At 72.1% G+C, this 20,047-nt stretch carries 19 protein-coding genes; 11 read left to right on the forward strand and 8 right to left on the reverse strand.

Features of this window, described 5'->3' with window-relative positions:
• Positions 1 to 222: 222 nt before the first annotated feature.
• Genes IE272_RS24550 through IE272_RS24575 form a run of 6 tightly spaced genes read left to right on the forward strand, consistent with a single transcriptional unit; the run spans position 223 to position 4,749 of the window.
• Positions 223 to 525 carry an urease subunit gamma gene (locus tag IE272_RS24550; protein ID WP_087763719.1) on the forward strand — a complete coding sequence of 101 codons (303 nt, stop codon included), beginning with the start codon at positions 223 to 225 and terminating at the stop codon, positions 523 to 525.
• The gene (gene ureB / locus IE272_RS24555) at positions 522 to 878 is read left to right on the forward strand and encodes an urease subunit beta (protein WP_078961525.1); all 357 of its coding nucleotides are present in this window, start codon (positions 522 to 524) and stop codon (positions 876 to 878) included. The genes IE272_RS24550 and ureB overlap by 4 nt, the downstream gene beginning before the upstream one ends.
• Positions 866 to 2,569, forward strand: a complete 1,704-nt coding sequence (locus IE272_RS24560) for an urease subunit alpha (protein WP_050363097.1) — start codon at positions 866 to 868, stop codon at positions 2,567 to 2,569. Before ureB ends, IE272_RS24560 begins: the two co-directional genes overlap by 13 nt.
• Entirely contained in the window at positions 2,569 to 3,234 is a 666-nt protein-coding gene (locus tag IE272_RS24565) for an urease accessory protein UreF (RefSeq protein ID WP_056709057.1), read from the forward strand. The genes IE272_RS24560 and IE272_RS24565 overlap by 1 nt, the downstream gene beginning before the upstream one ends.
• Complete coding sequence (ureG, locus tag IE272_RS24570) at positions 3,227 to 3,979, forward strand: urease accessory protein UreG (protein WP_056709055.1); 753 nt, start codon at positions 3,227 to 3,229, stop codon at positions 3,977 to 3,979. The genes IE272_RS24565 and ureG overlap by 8 nt, the downstream gene beginning before the upstream one ends.
• Positions 3,976 to 4,749, forward strand: a complete 774-nt coding sequence (locus IE272_RS24575; protein ID WP_190007996.1) for an urease accessory protein UreD — start codon at positions 3,976 to 3,978, stop codon at positions 4,747 to 4,749. The genes ureG and IE272_RS24575 overlap by 4 nt, the downstream gene beginning before the upstream one ends.
• Positions 4,750 to 4,755: 6 nt before the next feature.
• On the opposite strand, the gene IE272_RS24580 is transcribed toward IE272_RS24575, so the two are convergent.
• From IE272_RS24580 to IE272_RS24605, 6 genes are all read right to left on the reverse strand, one after another.
• Positions 4,756 to 5,934 (reverse strand): hypothetical protein, encoded by a 1,179-nt coding sequence (locus tag IE272_RS24580; protein ID WP_190007997.1) that lies wholly within the window; start codon positions 5,932 to 5,934, stop codon positions 4,756 to 4,758.
• A gap of 40 nt (positions 5,935 to 5,974) precedes the next feature.
• Entirely contained in the window at positions 5,975 to 7,231 is a 1,257-nt protein-coding gene (locus tag IE272_RS24585; RefSeq protein ID WP_050363102.1) for a sugar ABC transporter permease, read from the reverse strand.
• Positions 7,228 to 8,088, reverse strand: a complete 861-nt coding sequence (locus IE272_RS24590) for an ATP-binding cassette domain-containing protein (RefSeq protein ID WP_050363103.1) — start codon at positions 8,086 to 8,088, stop codon at positions 7,228 to 7,230. Before IE272_RS24590 ends, IE272_RS24585 begins: the two co-directional genes overlap by 4 nt.
• Before the next feature lie 106 nt (positions 8,089 to 8,194).
• The gene (locus IE272_RS24595) at positions 8,195 to 9,229 is read right to left on the reverse strand and encodes a substrate-binding domain-containing protein (RefSeq protein WP_229897579.1); all 1,035 of its coding nucleotides are present in this window, start codon (positions 9,227 to 9,229) and stop codon (positions 8,195 to 8,197) included.
• Positions 9,230 to 9,394: 165 nt separating this feature from the next.
• The gene (locus IE272_RS24600; protein WP_190008000.1) at positions 9,395 to 10,861 is read right to left on the reverse strand and encodes an FGGY-family carbohydrate kinase; all 1,467 of its coding nucleotides are present in this window, start codon (positions 10,859 to 10,861) and stop codon (positions 9,395 to 9,397) included.
• 91 nt (positions 10,862 to 10,952) lie between these two features.
• The gene (locus IE272_RS24605) at positions 10,953 to 12,008 is read right to left on the reverse strand and encodes a 2-hydroxyacid dehydrogenase (protein WP_057667892.1); all 1,056 of its coding nucleotides are present in this window, start codon (positions 12,006 to 12,008) and stop codon (positions 10,953 to 10,955) included.
• Between the two features lie 217 nt (positions 12,009 to 12,225).
• Between IE272_RS24605 and IE272_RS24610 the strand changes: the two genes are divergently transcribed.
• The 3 genes from IE272_RS24610 to IE272_RS24620 all read left to right on the forward strand — a co-directional run bounded on the left by IE272_RS24610 (position 12,226) and on the right by IE272_RS24620 (position 15,275).
• Entirely contained in the window at positions 12,226 to 12,876 is a 651-nt protein-coding gene (locus IE272_RS24610; protein ID WP_190008002.1) for a histidine phosphatase family protein, read from the forward strand.
• Between the two features lie 5 nt (positions 12,877 to 12,881).
• Entirely contained in the window at positions 12,882 to 13,658 is a 777-nt protein-coding gene (locus IE272_RS24615) for a DeoR/GlpR family DNA-binding transcription regulator (protein ID WP_050363106.1), read from the forward strand.
• A gap of 144 nt (positions 13,659 to 13,802) precedes the next feature.
• Positions 13,803 to 15,275: an FGGY-family carbohydrate kinase gene (locus tag IE272_RS24620; RefSeq protein WP_190008004.1), complete on the forward strand. Its 1,473-nt coding sequence runs from the start codon at positions 13,803 to 13,805 to the stop codon at positions 15,273 to 15,275.
• Positions 15,276 to 15,324: 49 nt separating this feature from the next.
• Here the strand turns inward: IE272_RS24620 and IE272_RS24625 are convergent, their stop codons facing one another.
• Positions 15,325 to 16,191 (reverse strand): SDR family oxidoreductase, encoded by an 867-nt coding sequence (locus tag IE272_RS24625; RefSeq protein WP_229897581.1) that lies wholly within the window; start codon positions 16,189 to 16,191, stop codon positions 15,325 to 15,327.
• A 74-nt stretch (positions 16,192 to 16,265) separates the two neighbouring features.
• Here IE272_RS24625 and IE272_RS24630 point away from each other — a divergent pair, with 74 nt between their 5' ends.
• Both IE272_RS24630 and IE272_RS24635 read left to right on the forward strand, forming a co-directional pair.
• Positions 16,266 to 16,826, forward strand: coding sequence for a TetR/AcrR family transcriptional regulator (locus tag IE272_RS24630; RefSeq protein ID WP_050363109.1), 561 nt, complete (start codon positions 16,266 to 16,268; stop codon positions 16,824 to 16,826).
• Between the two features lie 318 nt (positions 16,827 to 17,144).
• A complete protein-coding gene (locus IE272_RS24635) occupies positions 17,145 to 18,701 on the forward strand; it encodes a pectate lyase family protein (RefSeq protein WP_056709038.1) in 1,557 nt (518 codons plus the stop codon).
• Here the strand turns inward: IE272_RS24635 and IE272_RS24640 are convergent.
• Positions 18,689 to 19,852 carry a pectinesterase family protein gene (locus IE272_RS24640; protein ID WP_229897601.1) on the reverse strand — a complete coding sequence of 388 codons (1,164 nt, stop codon included), beginning with the start codon at positions 19,850 to 19,852 and terminating at the stop codon, positions 18,689 to 18,691. The genes IE272_RS24635 and IE272_RS24640 overlap by 13 nt on opposite strands.
• Positions 19,853 to 20,047 lie beyond the last annotated feature (195 nt).

Here is a 20,047-nt window from a genome sequence, read left to right on the forward strand (position 1 = left end):
CGCCCCCGGCGGAACCTTCCGGCCGGCCCGCTCCAGCACACCGATTCCGGTAGCCGACCGACCGAATTTTGTACGTTTTGCCCGTATGTAGTGGGTCGTAACCACAAAAAGGGACTTTTTGCCGTGCGCTGGAATTTGCCACGCCGCGAAGAGAAGAGCTATAAGAGGCATGTGGTTCAGGCGCCGCCGGGAATTCCGGGGAGGCCGCCATGGAGGTTTCCCATGTTTCTGACTCCGTCCGACACGGAGAAATTGCTGCTGAGTGTTGCCGGAATGATCGCCCGTGACCGACGGGCACGCGGCGTCCGTCTCAACTACCCGGAGGCCGTCGCCCTGCTCGCGTGCTGGGCGATGGAGCGGGCCCGTGAGGGAGCCCCGGTCAGTGAACTCATGACGGCGGGGAGGGCGGTGCTCACCCGCGCTGAAGTGCTGGAAGGCGTCCCCGAGATGCTGCACGACGTCCAGGTCGAGGCGACCTTCCCGGACGGGCGCAAGCTCGTCACGATCACCTCGCCGATCCCGTGATCCCGGGCGAGATCCGGACCGGCTCCGGAGTAATGCACATCAATGCCGAAAGCGCGGTATTGCCGCTCACCGTGGTGAACGACGGTGACCGGCCTATTCAGGTCGGATCGCACCTGCATTTCTCCGACGCGAATCCGGCGCTTTCTTTTGACCGGGCCGCTGCCCGAGGATTTCGGCTCGATATTCCCTCGGGCACGTCGCTGCGCTTCGAACCGGGCGTCGGGGTCGACGTCAGCCTCGTCGAACTCCGCGGCCGCCGCCGCGTCCCCGGCATCGTGCTGCCCGGGACCCGGACATCCGCCCCCGCCGCCCCCACACCTCGAACGGAGGACCTGGTGACATGGCCCAGCTGACCCGCGCCGCCTACGCCTCGCTCTACGGCCCCACCACCGGGGACCGGATCCGCCTCGCCGACACCGATCTCTGGATCGAGGTCGAGGAGGACCGCTGCTTCGGCGGCGACGAAGCCGTCTTCGGGGGCGGCAAGTCCATCCGCGAGTCGATGGCCCAGGCCACCGCGTCCCGTGCCGAGGGCGCACCCGACCTGGTCATCACCAACGCGGTCGTCCTGGACCACTGGGGCGTCGTCAAGACCGACATCGGCGTCCGCGACGGGCGGATCGTCGCCCTCGGCCGTTCCGGCAACCCCGACATCAGCGACGGCGTGCACCCGGATCTGGTGATCGGCCCCGGCACCGACGTGATCTCCGGCGAGGGCCGCATCCTCACGGCCGGAGCCGTCGACACCCATGTCCACTTCCTGATGCCGGAGACCCTCCACGAGGCGCTCGCCACCGGCACCACCACCGTCATCGGCGGCGGCACCGGCGCCACCGAGGGCTCCAAGGCCACCACCGTCACACCCGGCGCGTGGAATCTCGCCATGATGCACCGGTCCCTGGACCGCGTCCCGCTCAACGTCATGCTGTTCGGCAAGGGTTCCACGGTGGGCGAGGAAGCCCTGCGCGAGGCGGCCCTCAGCGGCGCCGGCGGCTACAAGGTCCACGAGGACTGGGGCGCCACCCCGGCCGCGATCGACGCCGCGCTGCGGGCGGCCGACGCCTACGGCCTCCAGGTGGCGCTGCACGCGGACAGCCTCAACGAGGTCGGCTACGTCGAAGGCACCCTCGACGCCATCGCCGGACGCGGTATCCACGTCTTCCACGCGGAGGGCGCGGGCGGCGGCCACGCTCCCGACATCATCACCGTGGCCTCCCACCCGAACATCCTCCCGGCGTCCACCAACCCGACGCTCCCGCACACCGTCAACACGGTCGCCGAGCACCTCGACATGCTGATGGTGTGCCACCACCTCAACCCCCGGGTCCCCGAGGACCTCGCGTTCGCCGAGTCCCGGATCCGGGCCACCACCATCGCCGCCGAGGACGTGCTGCACGACATCGGCGCACTCTCCATCACCTCCTCCGACGCCCAGGCGATGGGCCGCATCGGCGAGGTCGTCTGCCGCACCTGGCAGGTCGCCCACGTCATGAAGCAGCGCTTCGGCGACCGAGGCAGCGAACTGCCCGCCGACAACGAGCGGGCGCGCCGCTATGTCGCCAAGTACACGATCTGCCCGGCCGTCGCCCACGGCATCGACCACGTCGTCGGCTCCGTGGAGCCCGGCAAACTCGCCGACCTGGTGCTCTGGGACCCCGCCTTCTTCGGGATCAGGCCCGCCGCCGTCATCAAGGGCGGCATGGCCGTGTACGCGCCGCTCGGCGACGCGGGCGCGGCGATCCCCACCACCCAGCCGGTCCTGATGCGCGCCACCTCCGCCGCCGAGGCCGCGCCGCACCTGTCGGTCAGCTTCGTCTCCCCGATGGCGCTGGCCGACGGACTGGCCGAACGGCTCGGCCTGGTCCGGGAGCTGGTCGCCGTACGGCCCACCAGGCACCTCACCAAGGCGGACCTGCCGAACAACACGGCGCTCCCGGCCATCGACGTGGACCCGGAGACCTTCGCCATCCGCATCGACGGGGAGCTCGTCGAGCCCGCCCCCGCCACCGAACTGCCGCTGGCCCAGCGGTACAGCATGTTCTGATGGCGCTGCTCGCCCCCTACCTCCTCGCCGACGGGCGGCTCCCGGTCGGCGCCCACACCTACAGCGCGGGCCTCGAACCGGCCGTCGCGGCGGGCCTCACGCGCGCGGAGATCCCCGCGCTGCTGAGGGCCCGCCTGCACACCGGCGTCGTCACCGAAGCGGCCGCCGCCGTACTCGCCCTGCGGGCGGCCCTGCGCGATCCGGTGGACTACGCGCCCGTGCAGGAGGCGCTCGCCGCCCGGACGCCGACGGCGCCGCTGCGCGAGGCGTCCGCCGCACTGGGCCGGGGCGTGCACCGCCTCGCCCGCCGACTGGCCCCCGGCCATCCCGCGGTCACCGCCCTGACACGGCTCCACCCACGGCCCCTGCGGCCGGTCACCCTCGGGGCGCTCGGGGCCGTCCTGGGGGTGGGGGAGGAGGCGCTGGCCCACGGCGTCGTCTACGACGAACTGCAGACCATCGCCTCCGCCGCGCTCAAGCTGCTGCCCGGCGACCCCCTCGACTCCGTCGCGTGGATCATCGCCGCCGAGGCGGACGCCGCGAGAACCGTCGCCGAGGCACTGGCCGTGCGCACCCCCACCGAACTCCCCGCCCGTACACCACCGCTCACCGAGCAGTGGGCACTCGAACACGACCGACGCGAACGGAGACTCTTCCTTGCCTGACAACGCATCCGCCCAGCAGTCCGGACAGCCCGCCCAGGGCCCCAACGAGCACTACCACCAGCCGCTCAACCAGCCGCGCGCCCTGCGCATCGGCGTCGCCGGCCCCGTCGGCACCGGCAAGAGCTCCATCCTCGCCACCCTCTGCCGCGAGCTGGCCGACGAGCTCTCCATGGCCGTCGTCACCAACGACATCTACACCGACGAGGACGCCCGCTTCCTCCGCTCGGCCGGCGTCCTGCCCACCGAGCGCATCCGCGCCGTCGAGACCGGCGCCTGCCCGCACACCGCGATCCGCGACGACGTGAGCGCCAACCTCGACGCGGTCGAGGACCTGGAGGAGGCCTACGGGCCGCTGGACCTGGTGCTCATCGAAAGCGGGGGCGACAACCTCACCGCCACGTTCAGCCCCGCGCTCGCCGACGCCCAGCTCTTCAGCATCGACGTCGCGGGCGGCGGGGACGTCGCCCGCAAGGGCGGCCCGGGCATCACCGGCGCGGACCTCCTGGTCATCAACAAGACCGACCTGGCCCCGCACGTGGAGGTCGACGTGGCCGCGATGGTCGCCGACGCGGAACGGGCCCGCGACGGTCTGCCCGTCCTCGCGCTGTCCAAGCACGACCCGGAGTCGATCGCCCGGCTGGCCGACTGGGTGCGCGCCGTGCTGGTACGCCACCGCTCCGGCACCCATGTGCCGACCGACCCCGGCCCGATGGCGCCCCACAGCCACAGCCACGACGGCTCGTGACCGGCCCGCCCGCGCCCGCCGCCGGTCCGGCCGAGCCCGACGACCCCACGGTCGTCGCGGTCGAGCGTGACGCCTCCGGTCGGCACCTCGCCCGCGAGCTGTCTCCCGGGGCGTTCCTCGCCCCCCGCCCCCTGCTGCCCTGCGCGGACCGCCTGCGGATCGCCCTCGTCGGCACCCGGGCGGGACTGCTGGCCGGCGACGATCTGCGGCTGCACGTCTCGGTCGGCCCGGGGGCCCGGCTGGAACTGGTCGAACCCTCCGGCCTGGTGGCGTACGACCACCGGGGAGGCAGATCGGCGTGGCGCGCCAGGGTCGACATCGCGGCAGGAGGCCGACTGGACTGGGACGGGAAGCCGTTCGTGGTCGCGCACGGGGCACGGGTCGACCGGACGATGGAGGTGACGCTCGCGCCCGGCGCCCGGATGCTGTGGCGCGACACCCTCGTCCTGGGCCGCTCCGGTGAGCGCGGCGGCAGCGTCCGGGCCAGGACCCGGGCCGTGTACGACGGCCGGGAACTGCTGGTCGAGGACCTCGACCTGACCGACCCGGACCTGCGCGAACTGCCCGGCATCCTCGGCCCGAACCGGATCATCGGCTCCGTGACCGCCCTCGGCGCCCGCCCGCCAGGGCCGCCCCACCCCTACCGGACGGACCTCGCGGGCCCCGGGGCCCAGGTCCGGCTGCTGGACACCGAGGCGCCGGCGATGGAAGCGGAGCTGACGGCGCTGCACGAGCACTGGCGGACCGAGAACGAGAACGAGAACGAATGACGCTCGTCAGGGGCGCCCCAGCACCGTGAAGGGGTTGGGTACCGCCCCCGTCCAGCGGTGCAGCACCGCGCGTCCGGTCTGCAGCGTGGTTCCTCCGGAGTCGACCGTCCCCGCCTCGGCCACGTAGTAGCGGCCGTCGTCGAGCGAGACCAGACCGTACTGGCCGCCCGACTGGTACCCGTACACACCGGACGGCTCGTGGTGCAGCCCGCGCGGGAGGAGGGAGAGGATCCGGCCGGACTCGGGGCGCGGCTGCCCCTTCACCTCTCCCCGGCGGGCGGGCTCCGACCCGTCCACCACGTACAGCGAGTAGTTGGGGAAGGCCGTCTTCCTGCCCTTGTACACGGCCATCAGCCAGTTCCCGCTGTGCCGGTCGTACTCCAGGTTCTGGACGCCGTACGTGGTGTTGCCGGTGTAGGCGAAGAACTTGCCGTCGGGGGAGGCGGGGCCGCTCGTGTGATGAGCGCCCTCGACGAGCGGCCTCTCGTACCTTCGCCAGTCGCGCACGTCGTACTGGAGCAGCACCTGATGGTCGTTGTCGGTGCGGGCGGTGTTGGAGTAGACGCCGTACGCGACGGTGAGCCGGCCGCCTCCCCGGCGGTCCAGGTCGGGGCCGAACGCGATGCCGTCGATGCCGCTGCAGCCGTAGCGGTGGTCGGGGGTGTCGCCGGTGTTGCCGTCGAAGACCCCGTCGCCGTTCATATCGGCGGTGTAGTCCCGTACGACCTCCCGGAGATGGACGGTGGAGACCACATCGGTGGTCCGGGCGTCCATGTTCATCCGGGTGATGCGGGCCCCGTCGAAGATCGCGACGTAGAACGCCTCGGCGGCCTTGTACTCCAGGGAGCCGTACACCCGGCCGTCGGCGGTGTTGAAGTCCAGATCGCCCAGGTGCCCGGTGAAGCCGGTGACCGAGCCGATCGGTCTGCCCGACAGGTCGGTCTTCACGAGCAGATCGGTGAAGGAGAAGTACATGTGGCCCTTGCGGCGGTCGACGGCCGTGCCCTGGAGGTGCCCGGACGACCAGGCCCCGCCGTCGACGGACGAGGGCAGCGAGGGAGACGGCGACGGCGACGGCGACGGGGTACGGGCATGGGCCGCGCCACCGCCCACTGCCAGGAGGGCCGACGCGAGAATCGTGGACAGGAACAGGGCGGCGAGGTGCGCGGGTGCTCGGCTTCGCATGGTTCCTCCGAGATCGTGGTCCTCAAGAATCGGCGGTGCCTCAGGCCCTGCCGTGGGAGACCCGCGAACGCCGGGCCACGGCATCCAACGACACCGCCAGCAGCAGCACCCCGCCGGTCACCATGAAGCGGTACGCGGAGTCCAGGTTCAGCAACGTGAGCCCACTGGAGATGGACTGGATCACGAGAACGCCGAGCAGCGCGGCGAACGCGGTGCCCCGGCCGCCGAACAGACTGGTGCCGCCGATGACGGCCGCCGCGATGGCGTTGAGGTTGACGTCACCGCCGCCGCTGCTCTGGTTGGCCGCCGCCAGCCGCGAGGCGGAGAGGACTCCGCCGACACAGGCGAGCGTCGCGCACAGCACGAACGCGGTGGTGAGGACGGCCTTCACGTTCACGCCCGCACGCCGGGCGGCCTCCATGTTGCCGCCGACCGCGTACATCGACTTGCCGAACGAGGTGCGGGACAGGACATAGTGCAGTGCCAGCACCAGGGCCAGGAAGAACACGAACATCCAGCCCACCCCCCGGTCCCGGTTGAGATACCAGACCGCCGCACCGAGTCCGGCCAGCAGCGCCAGGCTCCGCCCGGCGAGCAGACGCCGGGAGGGGGCCGTGAGACCCGCCCGGCGGCGCTCCGCCGCCCGGGCGGCACCGGTCGCGTACAGCACCGCCGCGCCCGCGACGACCAGCGCGTACGCCAACCAGGGCGGCAGGAACTGGAGTTGGGCGAAGGCCACCAGACCCGAGTCGAAGGGCAGGTTGATCGAGCCCTTGGGTCCGAGTATCCATAGCTGCACGCCGAGGAAACCGAGGAGTCCGCCGAGGGTGATGACGAAGCTGGGCACCCCGATCCGGTTGTGGACCTGGGCGTAGAACCAGCCGATCAGACCCGCGAGGGCCAGCGGGACGACGACGGCGAGCCAGGCCGGCAGACCCCGGTCCACGAAGAGGACGGCCAGCACGGCAGCGCCGAGACCGCTGATCGAACCGACCGACAGATCGATCTGGCCGACGAGGAGGACGCAGACGACTCCCAGGGCGATGATGCCGACCGGCACGCTTTCGAGGGCGAGGTTCGTGAGGTTCGCGCTCGACAGGAAGATGGGGTTGAGGATCTGCATCACGACCCAGATCACGACCAGCCCGGCGAGGACGGGCAGCAGGCCGAGGTCGCCGCCGCGCAGCCGGTCGGACACCGCCCGCCGACGGTCGCGCGCACCGGTGGACCGGGGCGCCGGATCGAGGGGCCCGCCCCGGGAGAGCTCCGGGCCCGTGACAGCGGCCGGTTCCGTCATGATGCTTCCCCCTTGTGCGCCGCTCCGGTCCCGTGCGCCGGTTCCGTTCCGTCGTCCGTGGCCCGGTCGCGGCCGGCACGGCGGCTGACCACGTTGTCGGTGGCCCCCGTGATGGCCGCCACCAGTTCCGACGCCGTCGTGGTGGCCGCGTCGAAGACGCCGTTGTTGCGGCCGAGCCGCAGGACGGCCACCGTGTCGGCGACGGCCCGCACGTCGGCCATGTTGTGGCTGACCATGATGACGCCCAGGCCACGCTCCCTCAGACGCTCGATCAGATTGAGGACTTCCGCCGTCTGCGCCACGCCCAGGGCGGCCGTCGGCTCGTCCAGGATGATCACCTTGGGGTCGCCCAGGAGGGTCCGCGCGATGGCCACCGTCTGGCGTTGGCCGCCGGACAGGGCCGCGACCGGGACCCGTACCGAGGGAATCTTCGCCGACAGTTCCCCGAGCAGGGCCCGGGAGCGGACCTCCATGCCTACCTCGTCCAGGCGCAGCCCCCGCAACTCGCGTCCGAGGAAGAGGTTTTCCACCACGTTCAGGTTCTCGCACAGGGCCAGGTCCTGGAACACGGTCGCGATGCCGAGCCGCTGTGCGGTGGCCGGGGAGGAGACGGAGACGGTCCCCGCGCCGAAGCCGACGGTTCCGGCGTCCGGCCGGTGCACCCCGGATAGGACTTTCACCAGGGTGGACTTCCCCGCGCCGTTGTCGCCCACCAGAGCGACGACCTGCCCCGCGGCTACGTCCAGGTCGACATCGGTGAGCGCGGCGACGGCGCCGAAGGACTTGCTGATTCCGCGCAGTGAGAGCAGCGAGCCCTCCGGACCCTCAGGAGGGGAGGGCAAGGAGTCAGCGGACATGGACCGACCTTCCGAGGCGGGCGGGCGGGGGAGTGGTGGCCCCGGCGGGGCGGGAAGGCGTCCCGCCCCGCCCCGGGCAGCCGTGGGCGCCGAGGCCGTCCGGTGACTACGTCAGACCCGCTTCGGCGCAGGCGGCGGCGTACCTCGCCGTGCACACCTCGGCGGTCTTCAGCGGCTTTCCGTCGCCCACCAGAACCTCCGCGATGTTCTCCCGGGTGACCACGGTGGGGGTGAAGAGCTCCGAGGGGGTGCCGAAGAGCGTGGTGTCGCCCCGGGGCTTCTTTCCCTCGGCGAAGGCGTACGCCGCGGTGGCCGCGGCTTCCGCGACGGTCTTGATGGGCTTGGAGATGGTGTTGTACTGGTCGCCCTTGACGATCCGCTGGGCGGCGGCGAGTTCGGCGTCGTTCCCGGTCACCGGCGGCACCCTCGCTCCGGCCGCCTTGAACGCGGCGATGGAACCGCCGCCCGTGCCGTCGTTGGCGGCCACCACTCCGGCGATCTTCCCCGGGAACTTGCTGATCTGGCCGCTGACCCAGCTCTGGGCCTTGCCCGGTTCCCAGGCAGGGGTGTCGTACTCGGCGAGGAGATCGAATCCGCTGGAGTCGACCGCGCTGTGTATGCCCTTCTTGATCAGGCCTGCCGCCGCGTCGGTCGGCGATCCGTTGACCTGGAGGAGACCGCCCTCGGCCGAGGTGGCCCTGAGGTGCTCCACCAGGGACGTGCCGATCATGGAGCCGATCTTCTCGTTGTCGAAGGAGACGTAGTAGTCGGCCTTGACCGCCGGGATCGGCCGGTCGTACGCGATGACGGGGACCCCTCGCCCCTGTGCCGTACGGACGGTGCTGGCCGCCGCGGCGGAGTCCACCGGATCGATCACGATGACGTCGGCGCCCTGCGCGAGAGCGGAGTCGGCCTGCTGCTGTTGCTTCGCCGCATCGCCGCCCGCGTTCTGGTACAGGACCTCGCAACCACCGCAGAGATCCTTCACCTTGGCCTTGAAGAGGGGAGCGTCGTACAGCTCGTACCGGGTGGAGGCGATATCGGGCATCAGGAATGCGATCTTCGCGTTCTGCGGTGACCTGCCGTCCGTGCCGTTCGGCGCTTTCGTCGAACAAGCGGCGGCGGAGACGATCACCGTCATCACGGACAAGGCAGCGGCGAACGATCTGACAGAGCGTTGCTTCACTGGAATCTCCCGGTCTTCAGGCGGAGAGCCTCCTTCGCGTCAAATTAACAGCGCAGATGTTAGTAGTGTCAATGGGCATGTCATAAATAACAGGACGGCGGGCCGTTCAGAGGCGTCCGGTCAACCGATCGACCGCGCGCGAGCCCTCCATTCGGTACGGGCCGTCGCCAACTCCGCCCGGTACCGCTCGTATCCGTCCTCGTACAGCGCCCGTACGTCCGCACGCGGTTCGACGACCTGGTGGCGCCCCGGCGGCGCCTCGTACCCGGGGGACAACGAGGCCCTGGCGACGGACACCACGCCGAGCGCCCCGACCTGCTCCTCCAGCGGAACGCGGACGGGCCGGCCGAGGACGTCGGCGATCAGCCGGGCCCACATCACCGACCGTGTGCCACCGCCGCACAGGGCGAGGGTGCCGCTCAGTCCCGCCGTGTCCAGGCAGTGCCGGGCCGCGTAGCCGATGGCCTCGCAGACGGCCCGGACGGCGTCCTCCCGGCCCGTCGCCAGGCTGAGCCCGTCGAGTCTGCCCCGGGCCGACGGTTCGACGAACGGGGCCCGTTCGCCCGCATCGGACAGGAAGGGGAAGGCGTGGACGCCCCGGGCGCCGGGCGGGCTGTCGGTGAGCAGGGCGTCCACGTCTGCCGTGGTCGCGCCGACGAGGGCGAGCACCCACTCCAGCGCCGCCGTTCCCACCATGGCGGGCATGGCGCGCAGCCACCGGCCGGGCGTGGGCGTGCACAGCCACATGCCGGCGGGCTCGGCGAGCGGATCGAGATCGACGCGGTCGGTCAGCACCTGGCTCGCGAGGGTCGTACCGAGGATGAGCACACCGTCCCCCACCTCACGCACCCCGCTGCCGATCGCGCAGGCCGGCAGATCGTACGGCCCCGCCACGACCGGCAACCCCTCGGGCAGCCCCAGGAGTCCGGCGCCGCGACCGTCCAGCCCGAGCACCGTGCCCGGAGCGGCGGGAGGCGGCAGCAGACCCGCCCGTTCCTCGACGCCGCAGGCCGCCAGCGCCCGGGGCGCGTAGCGGCGGGTACGGGGGTCGAGGAAGGGGAGCGTCGCGTCGGAGGCATCCAGGCACACCCGGCCGGTGAGGCGCTGGGCGACCGCGTCGACGCAGTACCCCGCGACGGCGGCCCGGTCCAGCGAGTCCGGCTCGTGCTCCTGGAGCCAGTTCAGCAGCGGGCCGTGGCAGCCGGGGAACATTCCGGAGCCGGTGTGCGCGTAGGCGGCGCCGATCGTGCCGTCCACCAGCCAGCGGGTCACCAGGTCCGAGGCCCGCGCGTCCATCCACGAGATCGCGGGCCGCACCGGGCGGCCCTCGGAGTCCCGCAGCCACAGACCGTCCCCCTGGCCGGTGAGCGCCACGGCGTCCGGCGGCCGGCCGACCGCGGCGGCGACCTCGCGCACGACGTCGCCGACACCGGCCACGACGTCGTCGAGATCCTGCTCGACGCGACCGCCCGGCAGCATGTCCAGACGCGAGCGCCGGCTCGCGGAGGCCAAGGCGCTGCCGGTCGCGTCGAAGGCCACGGCCTTGGTGACCGACGTCCCGATGTCCACACCGATGGTGGTGCTCACGCCTGGTGCCTCCTGTACGAGCCGATACGAGCCGAGCCGAAACGAGCCGAGCCGATGGTTCCCGGGCGACGGGGCACTGCGACGGCGGCCGTCAGGGCCGACCGGCCGCCAGGACGTCCTTGTTCGCGAGGTGGGCCAGCTCCTCCCCGCGCAGGAAGCGGCCGACCTCGGAGGCGGTGATGGCCGCCGCCCGGTGCGCCGTCTGCCGCGTCGCGCCCGCCAGATGGGGTGTGGTGATCACGTTCGGTACGTCGCGCAGGGCCCAGTCGGCGGGGATCGGCTCGATGTCGTACACATCGAGGGCGAGCGCCCCGAGAGCGCCGCCGCGCAGCAGCCCCGGCAGCGGCGCGTGGTCGAGCAGTCCGCCTCGGGCGGAGTTCACCAGGACCGCGCCGTGCGGCAGCAGCCCGAGACGGCGTGAGTCGATCAGGTGGTGGGTCTCCTTTGTCAGACGGGCATGCAGGCTCACCACCGAACTCCGGCTCAGGAGGGCGTCCAGCTCGACCAGTTCGACCCCGTCCGCCTCGGCCGCCGCGCGGTCGGCGTACGGGTCGGCCGCGAGTACACGGGCCCCGAAGGCGCGCATCACCCGTGCCACGATGCGGCCGATGGCCCCGTAGCCCACGAGCCCGACCGTGGCACCGCCGAGCTCGCCGCCGCTCTCCTCGTACGCGTACAGATCGCCCCGCCAGACACCCCGCTTGAGCTCCGCGTCGGCGGCGGTGATGCGGCGCATCGCGGCGAGCGTCAGTCCCACGGCGAACTCCGCGGCGGCCGGGGCGTTGCGGCCGGGGGCGAAGCTGACCCTGACTCCGTGCCGGGTGGCGGCTGCCAGGTCCACGTTCACCGGTCCGCCCCGGGAGACGGCGACGAGGCGCAGCGCGGGCGACGCGGCGAACACCCGCTCGGTGAACGGGGCCATCTGCGTCACGCAGACCGAGGCCCCGGCCAGCGCTCCGACGAGCTCGTCCTCCGTGCCGCTCGCCTCGCGGACCTCCGCGACCGGACCGAAGGGTTCGTGGGGCCAGGGGAGGGTCAGCTCCGCGAACTCCGGGAGCTCCCGGCCCGTGCGGGACAGCTCCTGGCTCACTGCCGCGCGAATCAACGAGGGACGGACGAAGTGGTCGCCTGCGGCGAGGATGCGCATGACGTCGGATTCCTTCTGCGAGGAGAGCCGGTGGGATTGCGTGGCGAGCAGGTCGGAGCGTGATCCGAGCCGCGACAGGCCGGTCCTGGGCTGTGGAATTTCTGTTAAATTTAACAGCGCTCACGTGAACCGGCAATGAGCCCGGCGCCCGGCGCGTCCGGCTTCTGCGTCCGGCGTCTGCGTCTGCTTCGACCTCGACCTCGGAAGGGCGGCCTCCATGACCTCTCGTCTCCTGCTGGTGCGCCACGGCGAGACCGAGTGGCACGCGGAGAACCGGTACGCCGGAGTCACCGACGTCGCCCTGACCCCCAAGGGCGTGGCCCAGGGGGCCGACCTCGGATCCTGGGCCGCCCGCAGCGGCGTGGACGCGGTCGCCTGCTCCCCGCTCGGCCGTGCCCGCCTGACGGCGGCCCCCGCGGCGGCGGCGCTGGGCCTGGCGGTGGACGTTCGGGAGGGGCTGCGGGAAGTGGACTTCGGATGGGGCGAGGGCCGGACCATCGCGGAGATGGCCGAGGAGGACCCCGAGGCCGTACGGCGGTTCCGCGAGGACGCCGACGCGGGCGCCTTCCCCGGCTCCGAACCCGTCGCCCTGGCCGCGGCGCGGGCGACCGGCTCCCTGCGCGACCTGGCGCACCGTCACCAGGGGGGAACGGTGCTCGTCGTCGCCCACAACACCCTGGTGCGCATCGCCCTGTGCGAACTCCTCGGACTGCCCCTCGGGCGCTACCGGCGGATCTTCCCGCGACTGGACAACGGGGCCGTCACGGAGATCGAGATCCGAGGACCGGAAACGGCGTTGCGCTCGCTCAACGTACCCACCGTCGCGCCCCCCGCCCCCGCGGCCGGACCGAGCCCTGCGGGAGACTGACCCCCATGACCAAGAGATCCGCCGAAGAACGGCGACGGCTCATCGCCGACCATGTCGTGGAGCAGGGCACGGCCACGGGCGCCGATCTCGCCCGGCTCACGGGCGTGAGCCTGATGACCGTCCACCGCGACCTCGACGACCTCGCGCGGCAAGGGGTGCTGCGACGCTTCCGCGGCGGCGCGTCCGCCCTGCCGTCCACGGTGTTCGAGTCGAGCCTCGACTACCGGCTCGGCGTCAACACGGCGGAGAAGAACGCCGTCGCCCGCGCCGCCGCCGCGCTGGTGGAGCCCGGTATGTCGGTGATGCTCGACGATTCCACCACGGTCCTGGTCATGGCCGGCCTGCTGGTCGACCTCGCCCCGCTCACCGTCGTCACCAACGCCCGCCGGGTGCTCGACGTCTTCACCGGGTGCGAGGGCATCCGCCTCATCGCCCTGGGCGGCGAGTACTCGCGCACCCATGACTCCTTCCTCGGGATGCCCTGCGTCGAGGCGGTGGAGGCGCTCTCCGTCGACCTCGTCGCGGTCTCCACCTCGGCCCTCGACGCCAGGACGGCCTACCACCAGGAGCAGGACGTGGTGCTGGTCAAACGGGCGATGCTCACGTCGGCGGCGACGAAGGTGATGCTCATGGACCACACCAAACTCGCCCGGACCGCGCTGCACCGGGTGGGGCCCGTCGGCGACCTGGACCATCTCGTCGTGGACGACGGGGCGGACGCCGAACTGCTCGGCAAACTCCGCGAGCGGACCCGGGTGACGGTGGCGGCCGTCGCACCCTGAAGCCGTACAGCCCGCCAGGAGGCTGTTCCTCCCGCCATGATGGAACGCATGTTAATTTCACACACACGCAGCCACCGTGGCGGACCGCCCACCCGATCGGTGGACACCTGAGGCCCGTCCCGCCGGGGAAGGACGCTTTCCGCCATGAGCAGTGCATCCCGTCGCACCACTCCCCACTCCCCGGCCGTGATCGGCATCGACGTGGCGACCGCGTCCGTCCGCGCGGTGTGCGTGGACGGACGGGGGCGCGTGCTCGCCGAGGCGGGGGGCGAACTGCCGCCCCCCGTACGGACCGCCGCGGGGACGAGCGAGCAGGACGCCCGGTCATGGTGGCCCGCCGTACGGTCGGCGCTGCGCCGCACCACGGGCGCGCTGCCCCGGGGCGGCCGCGAGGTGATCGCGGTGGCCGTGTCCGCCACGTCCGGAACGATCGTGCCCACCGGGGCCGACGGCGTCCCGCTCGGCCCGGCCCTGATGTACGACGACCGGCGGGCCGCCGACGTCAACGCCGAGGCGCAGCGGGTGGGCAGCGCCCGGTGGGACGCGCTCGGCCTGTCCGTGGGACCGACCGCGGCGCTGGGCCGAGCCGTCTGGTGCCTGCGGACGTACGGCTCGGGCCTGCGCCACGTCCTGCACACACCCGAGATCGTGGGGCGCGAGCTGACGGGCCGTCCCGTCGCCACGGACTGGAGCCACGCGCTCAAGTCCGGCTACGACGCCCGTGCCGCGGAGTGGGCGCACGAGGTCTTCGCCGCCCTCGACTTCCCGCTCGAACTGCTCCCCTCCGTACGCGCCCCCGCCACGGAGGCCGGAGTCGTCGGACCGGACGCGGCCGAGGCCACGGGCCTGCCCGAAGGGTGCTCGGTGCGCCTCGGGATGACGGACGGCTGCGCGGGCCAGATCGCCACGGGGGCGGTGGAGCCGGGCCGCTTCGTGGGCGTGCTCGGCACCACGTACGTCCTCAAGGGGGTCTCCGCCGACCTGGTTCGCGATGCGACCGGAGCGTTCTACAGCCATCGCCACCCCGACGGCTGGTGGCTCCCCGGCGGGGCGTCCAACACCGGAGGGGAGTGCCTGGCCGACGTCGCCCAGGCCCGCCTGCCCGCGCTGGACGCCGCCGCGGCGGCCCGGGGCCCCGCTTCGTACGTGCGCTACCCGCTGCGCCGCGACGGCGAACGGTTCCCCTTCGTCGCCGGCGCGGCGCACGGATTCGAGCTGGGCCGCCCCCGCGACGAGGTGGACGCCCACCGGGCCGCGCTCGAAGGAGTCGCCTTCGTCGAACGCCTGGCCCTGGACCGGGTCGAGCGTCTCGGCGTTCCGGTGCTCGGCCCCCTGCACGCGGCCGGCGGGGGCAGCCGCAGCACTGTGTGGACGACGATCCGGGCCACCGTCCTGGACCGCCCGGTCCGGGTGGTCGAGCGCGCGGAGACGGCGTTCGGCGCCGCGCTCCTCGCCGCGACCGGCACGCTCCACGAGGACCTCGCGGCGAGCGCCGCGGCCATGGTGCGCGGCGGCGCCCTCGTCGAGCCGGTGCCGGAGGAACGCCCCGCCCTGGACGACGCCCACGGCCGTTTCGTCGTAGCGCTGCACGAGCGGGGCTGGCTCCCCGACGACTGACGCGTCGTGCGTCGCCCCACCGCCCGGCCTGCCCCGGGAGGCTGTCGGCTCAGTCGGCGGGCTTGCCGAAGTCGAAGGCGTGGTCGCGGGCCCACCGCGCGTAGGGGCGTCCCGGTCGGCCGAGGACCTCGGCGAGGGTGAGGTAGGCGCCGTCGGATTCGGGGTTCGCCGCGTGGGGCTCGTCGGCGACGCCTTCCACCCCGTCGTAACTGGTGAGGCCGTACAGCCAGTCGGCGTTGTCGGCGGCGAACCCGCCCTGCTCGCGGTAGAAGCGGAGCGCCTGTTCGGGCGTCACCTCGTCGAGGGCGATGTGGTCTCCGACGGCCGCGGCGATGAGGGCGACCTGCTCCCGCTTGGTGAGCGTATCGGGGCCGATGATCGTGTCGACGCGTCCGCGGCGGTCGGGATCGAGCAGGTCGGCGACGATGACGTCGGCGATGTCCTGCTCGTGGATCGGGTTGCCGGCCTGGTCGGGGAACGGCTCGACCACCCGTCGGCCGGAGCGGATGGACGGCCCCCAGATGAGCAGGGCGTTGGTGGCGAACTCGCCGGGACGGACGATCGACCAGTCGAGCCCGGACGCCCGCACGGCGCGTTCGACGGGCAGGTTGTAGGTGGTGTCATGGCCCGCGGTCACGGCGGCGGACGACACGACCACGATGTGCTCGATCCCCGCCGCCCGCGCGCACGAGACGACCTCGACGGCCGAGTCGGGCACCGCGATGAGCACCAGGGCCCGGGCCGTCCCGAAGGCGGTGCCGAGCGTCGACGGCTCGTGGAGATCGCCGGCCACCACCTCCACGGCGGAAGGCAGTCCGCTCTGCCGTGGCTGCCGGGACACGGCGCGCACCGGCCGGCCGCTGCTCAGCAGCCCGTCGACGACGTGCCGACCGAGCGTGCCGGTCGCACCGGTCACCACGGTAAGAGGCGGTGAACTATCAAAATGAGACTTCATAGTCTCATAATGGCACTGTGCTTTATGATCCGGCAATGGAGTTGTCACCGCAGAAGCAGCGCACGCGCCGCGCCATCCTCGACGCTGCGGCCGGTGAGTGGGCTCAGGACCCCGCCGTGAGCCTGGGGAGCATCGCCGCGGCGGCCGGTGTCGGACGGGCGACCGTCCACCGCTACTTCCCCGACCGTGAACACCTCCGGTCGGCGCTCACCAGTGACTCCTGGGCCGCCCTCCACGCGGCGATCGTGGAGGCCGCTCCCGGCTCCGGCCCGGTGCTGGAGGTGGTCGACCGGATCGTCAGCGCCATGGTCCACGTCGGTGACCGTGTGCTGTTCCTGTTCGCCTCGACGGGGGAGGAGCCCTCCCGCGCGGACGCCTCGATCGCGGGCGCGGTCGACGAGATCCTCGTCGCGGAGATCCGGCGAGGGCAGCAGGACGGCGAGCTCGACTCCACCGTCCCGGCCCAGTGGATCCAGCGCATGGTGTGGAGCATCGTCTACACCGGCCTCCACGCGACCGGCGACGGGCTCGTCGCGCGCCACGGCGTCGACGACCTGATCCGCTGGACCCTTCGTGGCGCCATCAGCGCGCGGTAGCGGGGCGTCGGTGCCGGTTCGGCCCCAACGGAACCGTGAAGCAAGGCACTTCGACGTAAGACGGGCCTCGGAAAAGCTGCTGCCGCAAGCACCTTGCCATGCTGGTCGGACCCCTCTACGTTCACTGTAGAAAGCGCTTGCTGTCCTGTCGCTTCCGGTGTGGAGCCCGGGGCGTCGGGGTGCTGCCGCACGCCACCGGTGAAGGGAGCCGTCCCTGTGCGGCTGCGTGCGGGAGCGCTCCCACATGTCATGGACACGTCATGCGGCGTGTGTTCTGCCATCCACCATCCACCAACCCAAGACGCATGGGAGACGAACATGGGACGACCAGTCGCACGGCGGCTGCAGGCCGCCGTGGCAACCCTGGCCCTCGCGGCCGCGACCGGAGCGGTGCTGTCGGCGCCCGAGGCGGCGGCGGCAACCGGGAGCGCCACCGGCTACGCCACCCAGAACGGCGGGACCACCGGCGGGGCCGGCGGACAGACCGTCCGCGCCACCACCGGGACCCAGATCCATGAGGCGCTGTGCGGGCGGGCCGACAGCGGCACCCCGATCGTGATCGAGGTCGAGGGCACCATCAACCACGGCAACACCACCAAGGTGTCCGGCAGCAGTTGCAACACCGCCGCAGGCGTCATCGAGCTCAAGCAGATCAGCAACGTCACGATCGTGGGCGTCGGCAGCGGGGCCGTCTTCGACCAGCTGGGCATCCATCTGCGCGAGGCCAGCAACATCATCATCCAGAACGTGACCGTCCGGAACGTCAAGAAATCCGGCTCTCCCACCTCCAACGGCGGCGACGCCATCGGCATGGAGTCCGGCGTCCGCAACGTCTGGGTCGATCACACGACCCTGGAGGCGTCGGGCGGGGAATCGGAAGGGTACGACGGCCTCTTCGACATGAAGGCCAACACGCAGTACGTGACCCTTTCGTACAGCATCCTGCGCAACTCCGGCCGCGGCGGCCTCGTGGGCTCCAGCGAGAGCGACCTCTCCAACGGCTTCATCACCTACCACCACAACCTGTACGAGAACATCGACTCCCGTGCACCTCTGCTGCGCGGCGGCATCGCCCACATCTACAACAACCACTACGTGAAGCTCAACGAGTCCGGCATCAACTCCCGGGCCGGGGCCCGCGCCAAGGTGGAGAACAACTACTTCGAGGACTCCAAGGACGTCCTCGGCACCTTCTACACCGACGAGGCCGGCTACTGGCAGGTCAGCGGCAACACCCTCGACAACGTCACGTGGTCCAGCCCCGGCGGCACGACCAACCCCGCCGGGCCCGACATGAAGTCCACCACCACGGTGGACATCCCCTACACCTACCGCGCCGACACGGCCGGTTGCGTGCCGGACGTGGTGAGCCGCACGGCGGGCGCCGGCACGGGCCTGAAGGTCTCGGACGGAAACTGCACACCGCAGACGCCCACGCCCACGCCGACCGACCCGACGCCGGGACCGACGGACCCGACCCCCGGACCGACCGATCCCACCCCGCCCACCGGGACCAACCTCAGCATCGGAGCCGGCTCCGACGGCTCCAGCAAGGCCGCCGGAACGAGCTACGGCGACCTGCGCGACGGCAACCCGAACACCTACTGGTCGCCCGCCGGCCCCACCGGATCCGCCTCGATCAAGTGGGCCTCCGCCACCGCCATCTCCTCGGTCGTCATCCGCGAGGCGGCGGACTCCACCGGCGCCATCAAGACCTGGCGGCTCCTCGACGGCGACACCGGCGCCGAGCTGACCTCCGGTGAAGGAGCAGGGGCGATCAGCTTCCCCCGCACCTCCCTGCGCAAGATCACCTTCGAGATCACCGGCTCGACCGGCACCCCGAGGATCGCCGAGTTCGAGACCTACGCGGGCTGACCCGGAAGGCCGCGCCCACCGTCCACGACCCGCATCTCCCACGTACTCGGGAGGTGCGGGTTCCCGGCGCCCAGCCAGCGGGCCGGAGTATGGGCGCGGGCCTCGGCCGCACTGAGCTGTGGCCGGTTCGCGGGGATGGTGACCCGGGCGCCGGGGCCGGTGTTGCGGTGCTCGGCGAAGCGCTGTTCCTGCCACGGGAAACCCGCGGACATGGTGGCGTACGGCTCCTTCGCGTCGATCCCCGGGCCGAGCCGGCTGTCACGGACCGTCAGCATGGGGCGCGCGGTGAGGTCCGAGGAGGGCACCCACGGGCGGGCGAGCTTGTAGTACGCGTCGGGCGCGGTGCTCGTGACCCGGGAACGCAGGACCAGGAAGCCGTACGGATGGGCTCCGGCGGTGCTCGGCGCGAAGACGTAGCCGTACGGGGCCGAGTCCAGGTCGGTGCGGGCGAGCGCGCGGAAGTGGCAGTGGTCGAAGACGGCGGTGGCGCGGCCGAAGACGAAGTCGACGTCCCCTTCCACGAAGCAGTCGCGGTAGTACTGGCGGGCGAACGCGGTGACGGCGAGGGAGTCGGCGTACAGGGTGTCCTGGTGGCCGAGGAACCGGCAGCCGTAGAACGCCGACCGGTCCCCCTGCACCTTGATGGCGACGGCCTGCGTGCCGGTGTACTCCGGGTTGTCGGAGCGCAGCCAGTCGTTGGCGAAGGTCAGGTCGCGGGCGGTGAACCCGGCCGCCCGGACGGTGACGGAGGCCGATCCACTGGTGCCCAGGGTTCCGGAGCCGTCGGGCCTGGGCGTGCCGGCCGCGTTGTCGTACACGAGCACGGTGTGCCGGGCGTCGCCGCTCGCACCGATCAGGGTGAGCCCCTCGTGGGCGGGGCCGATGAGCACCGTCGCCCGGTAGACGCCGGGGGCGATCACGAGGGTGTGTCCGGAGCCGGTCACCGCGTCGACGGCGGACTGTACGTCGGTGTGGTCGCCGCGGCCGTGCGCGTCGACGTACAGCGTGCGGGGGTCCGGGCGCCGGGCGGGTGAGCCGTAGCGGCCGAAGGGGCGGGGGGCCGCGGTACCGGCGTGGGCGGCGGTCGCGCCGAGTGCGAGGGCGGCACCGGTTCCGGTGAGCAGGGACAGGGCGGTGCGTCTGCTGGGCAGGAAAGATCCGCTGGGCATGACGGGGCTCCTGGGGTGAGCGGCGAAAGGCCGGAGCGGCGCTCTCCGGGATGGTGGAAAGCATGCGGTGCCGCTCCGGCCGGTTCAGGGAAGGTGTGGTCGAGAGAGGGAGGATCAGGCCCGGAGACGGTCACGCCCGGGACGACGAGGTCCGGAGACGGTCACGTCCGGGGACGA

It is taken from the genome of Streptomyces anulatus (assembly GCF_014650675.1).
Taxonomy (GTDB): domain Bacteria; phylum Actinomycetota; class Actinomycetes; order Streptomycetales; family Streptomycetaceae; genus Streptomyces; species Streptomyces anulatus.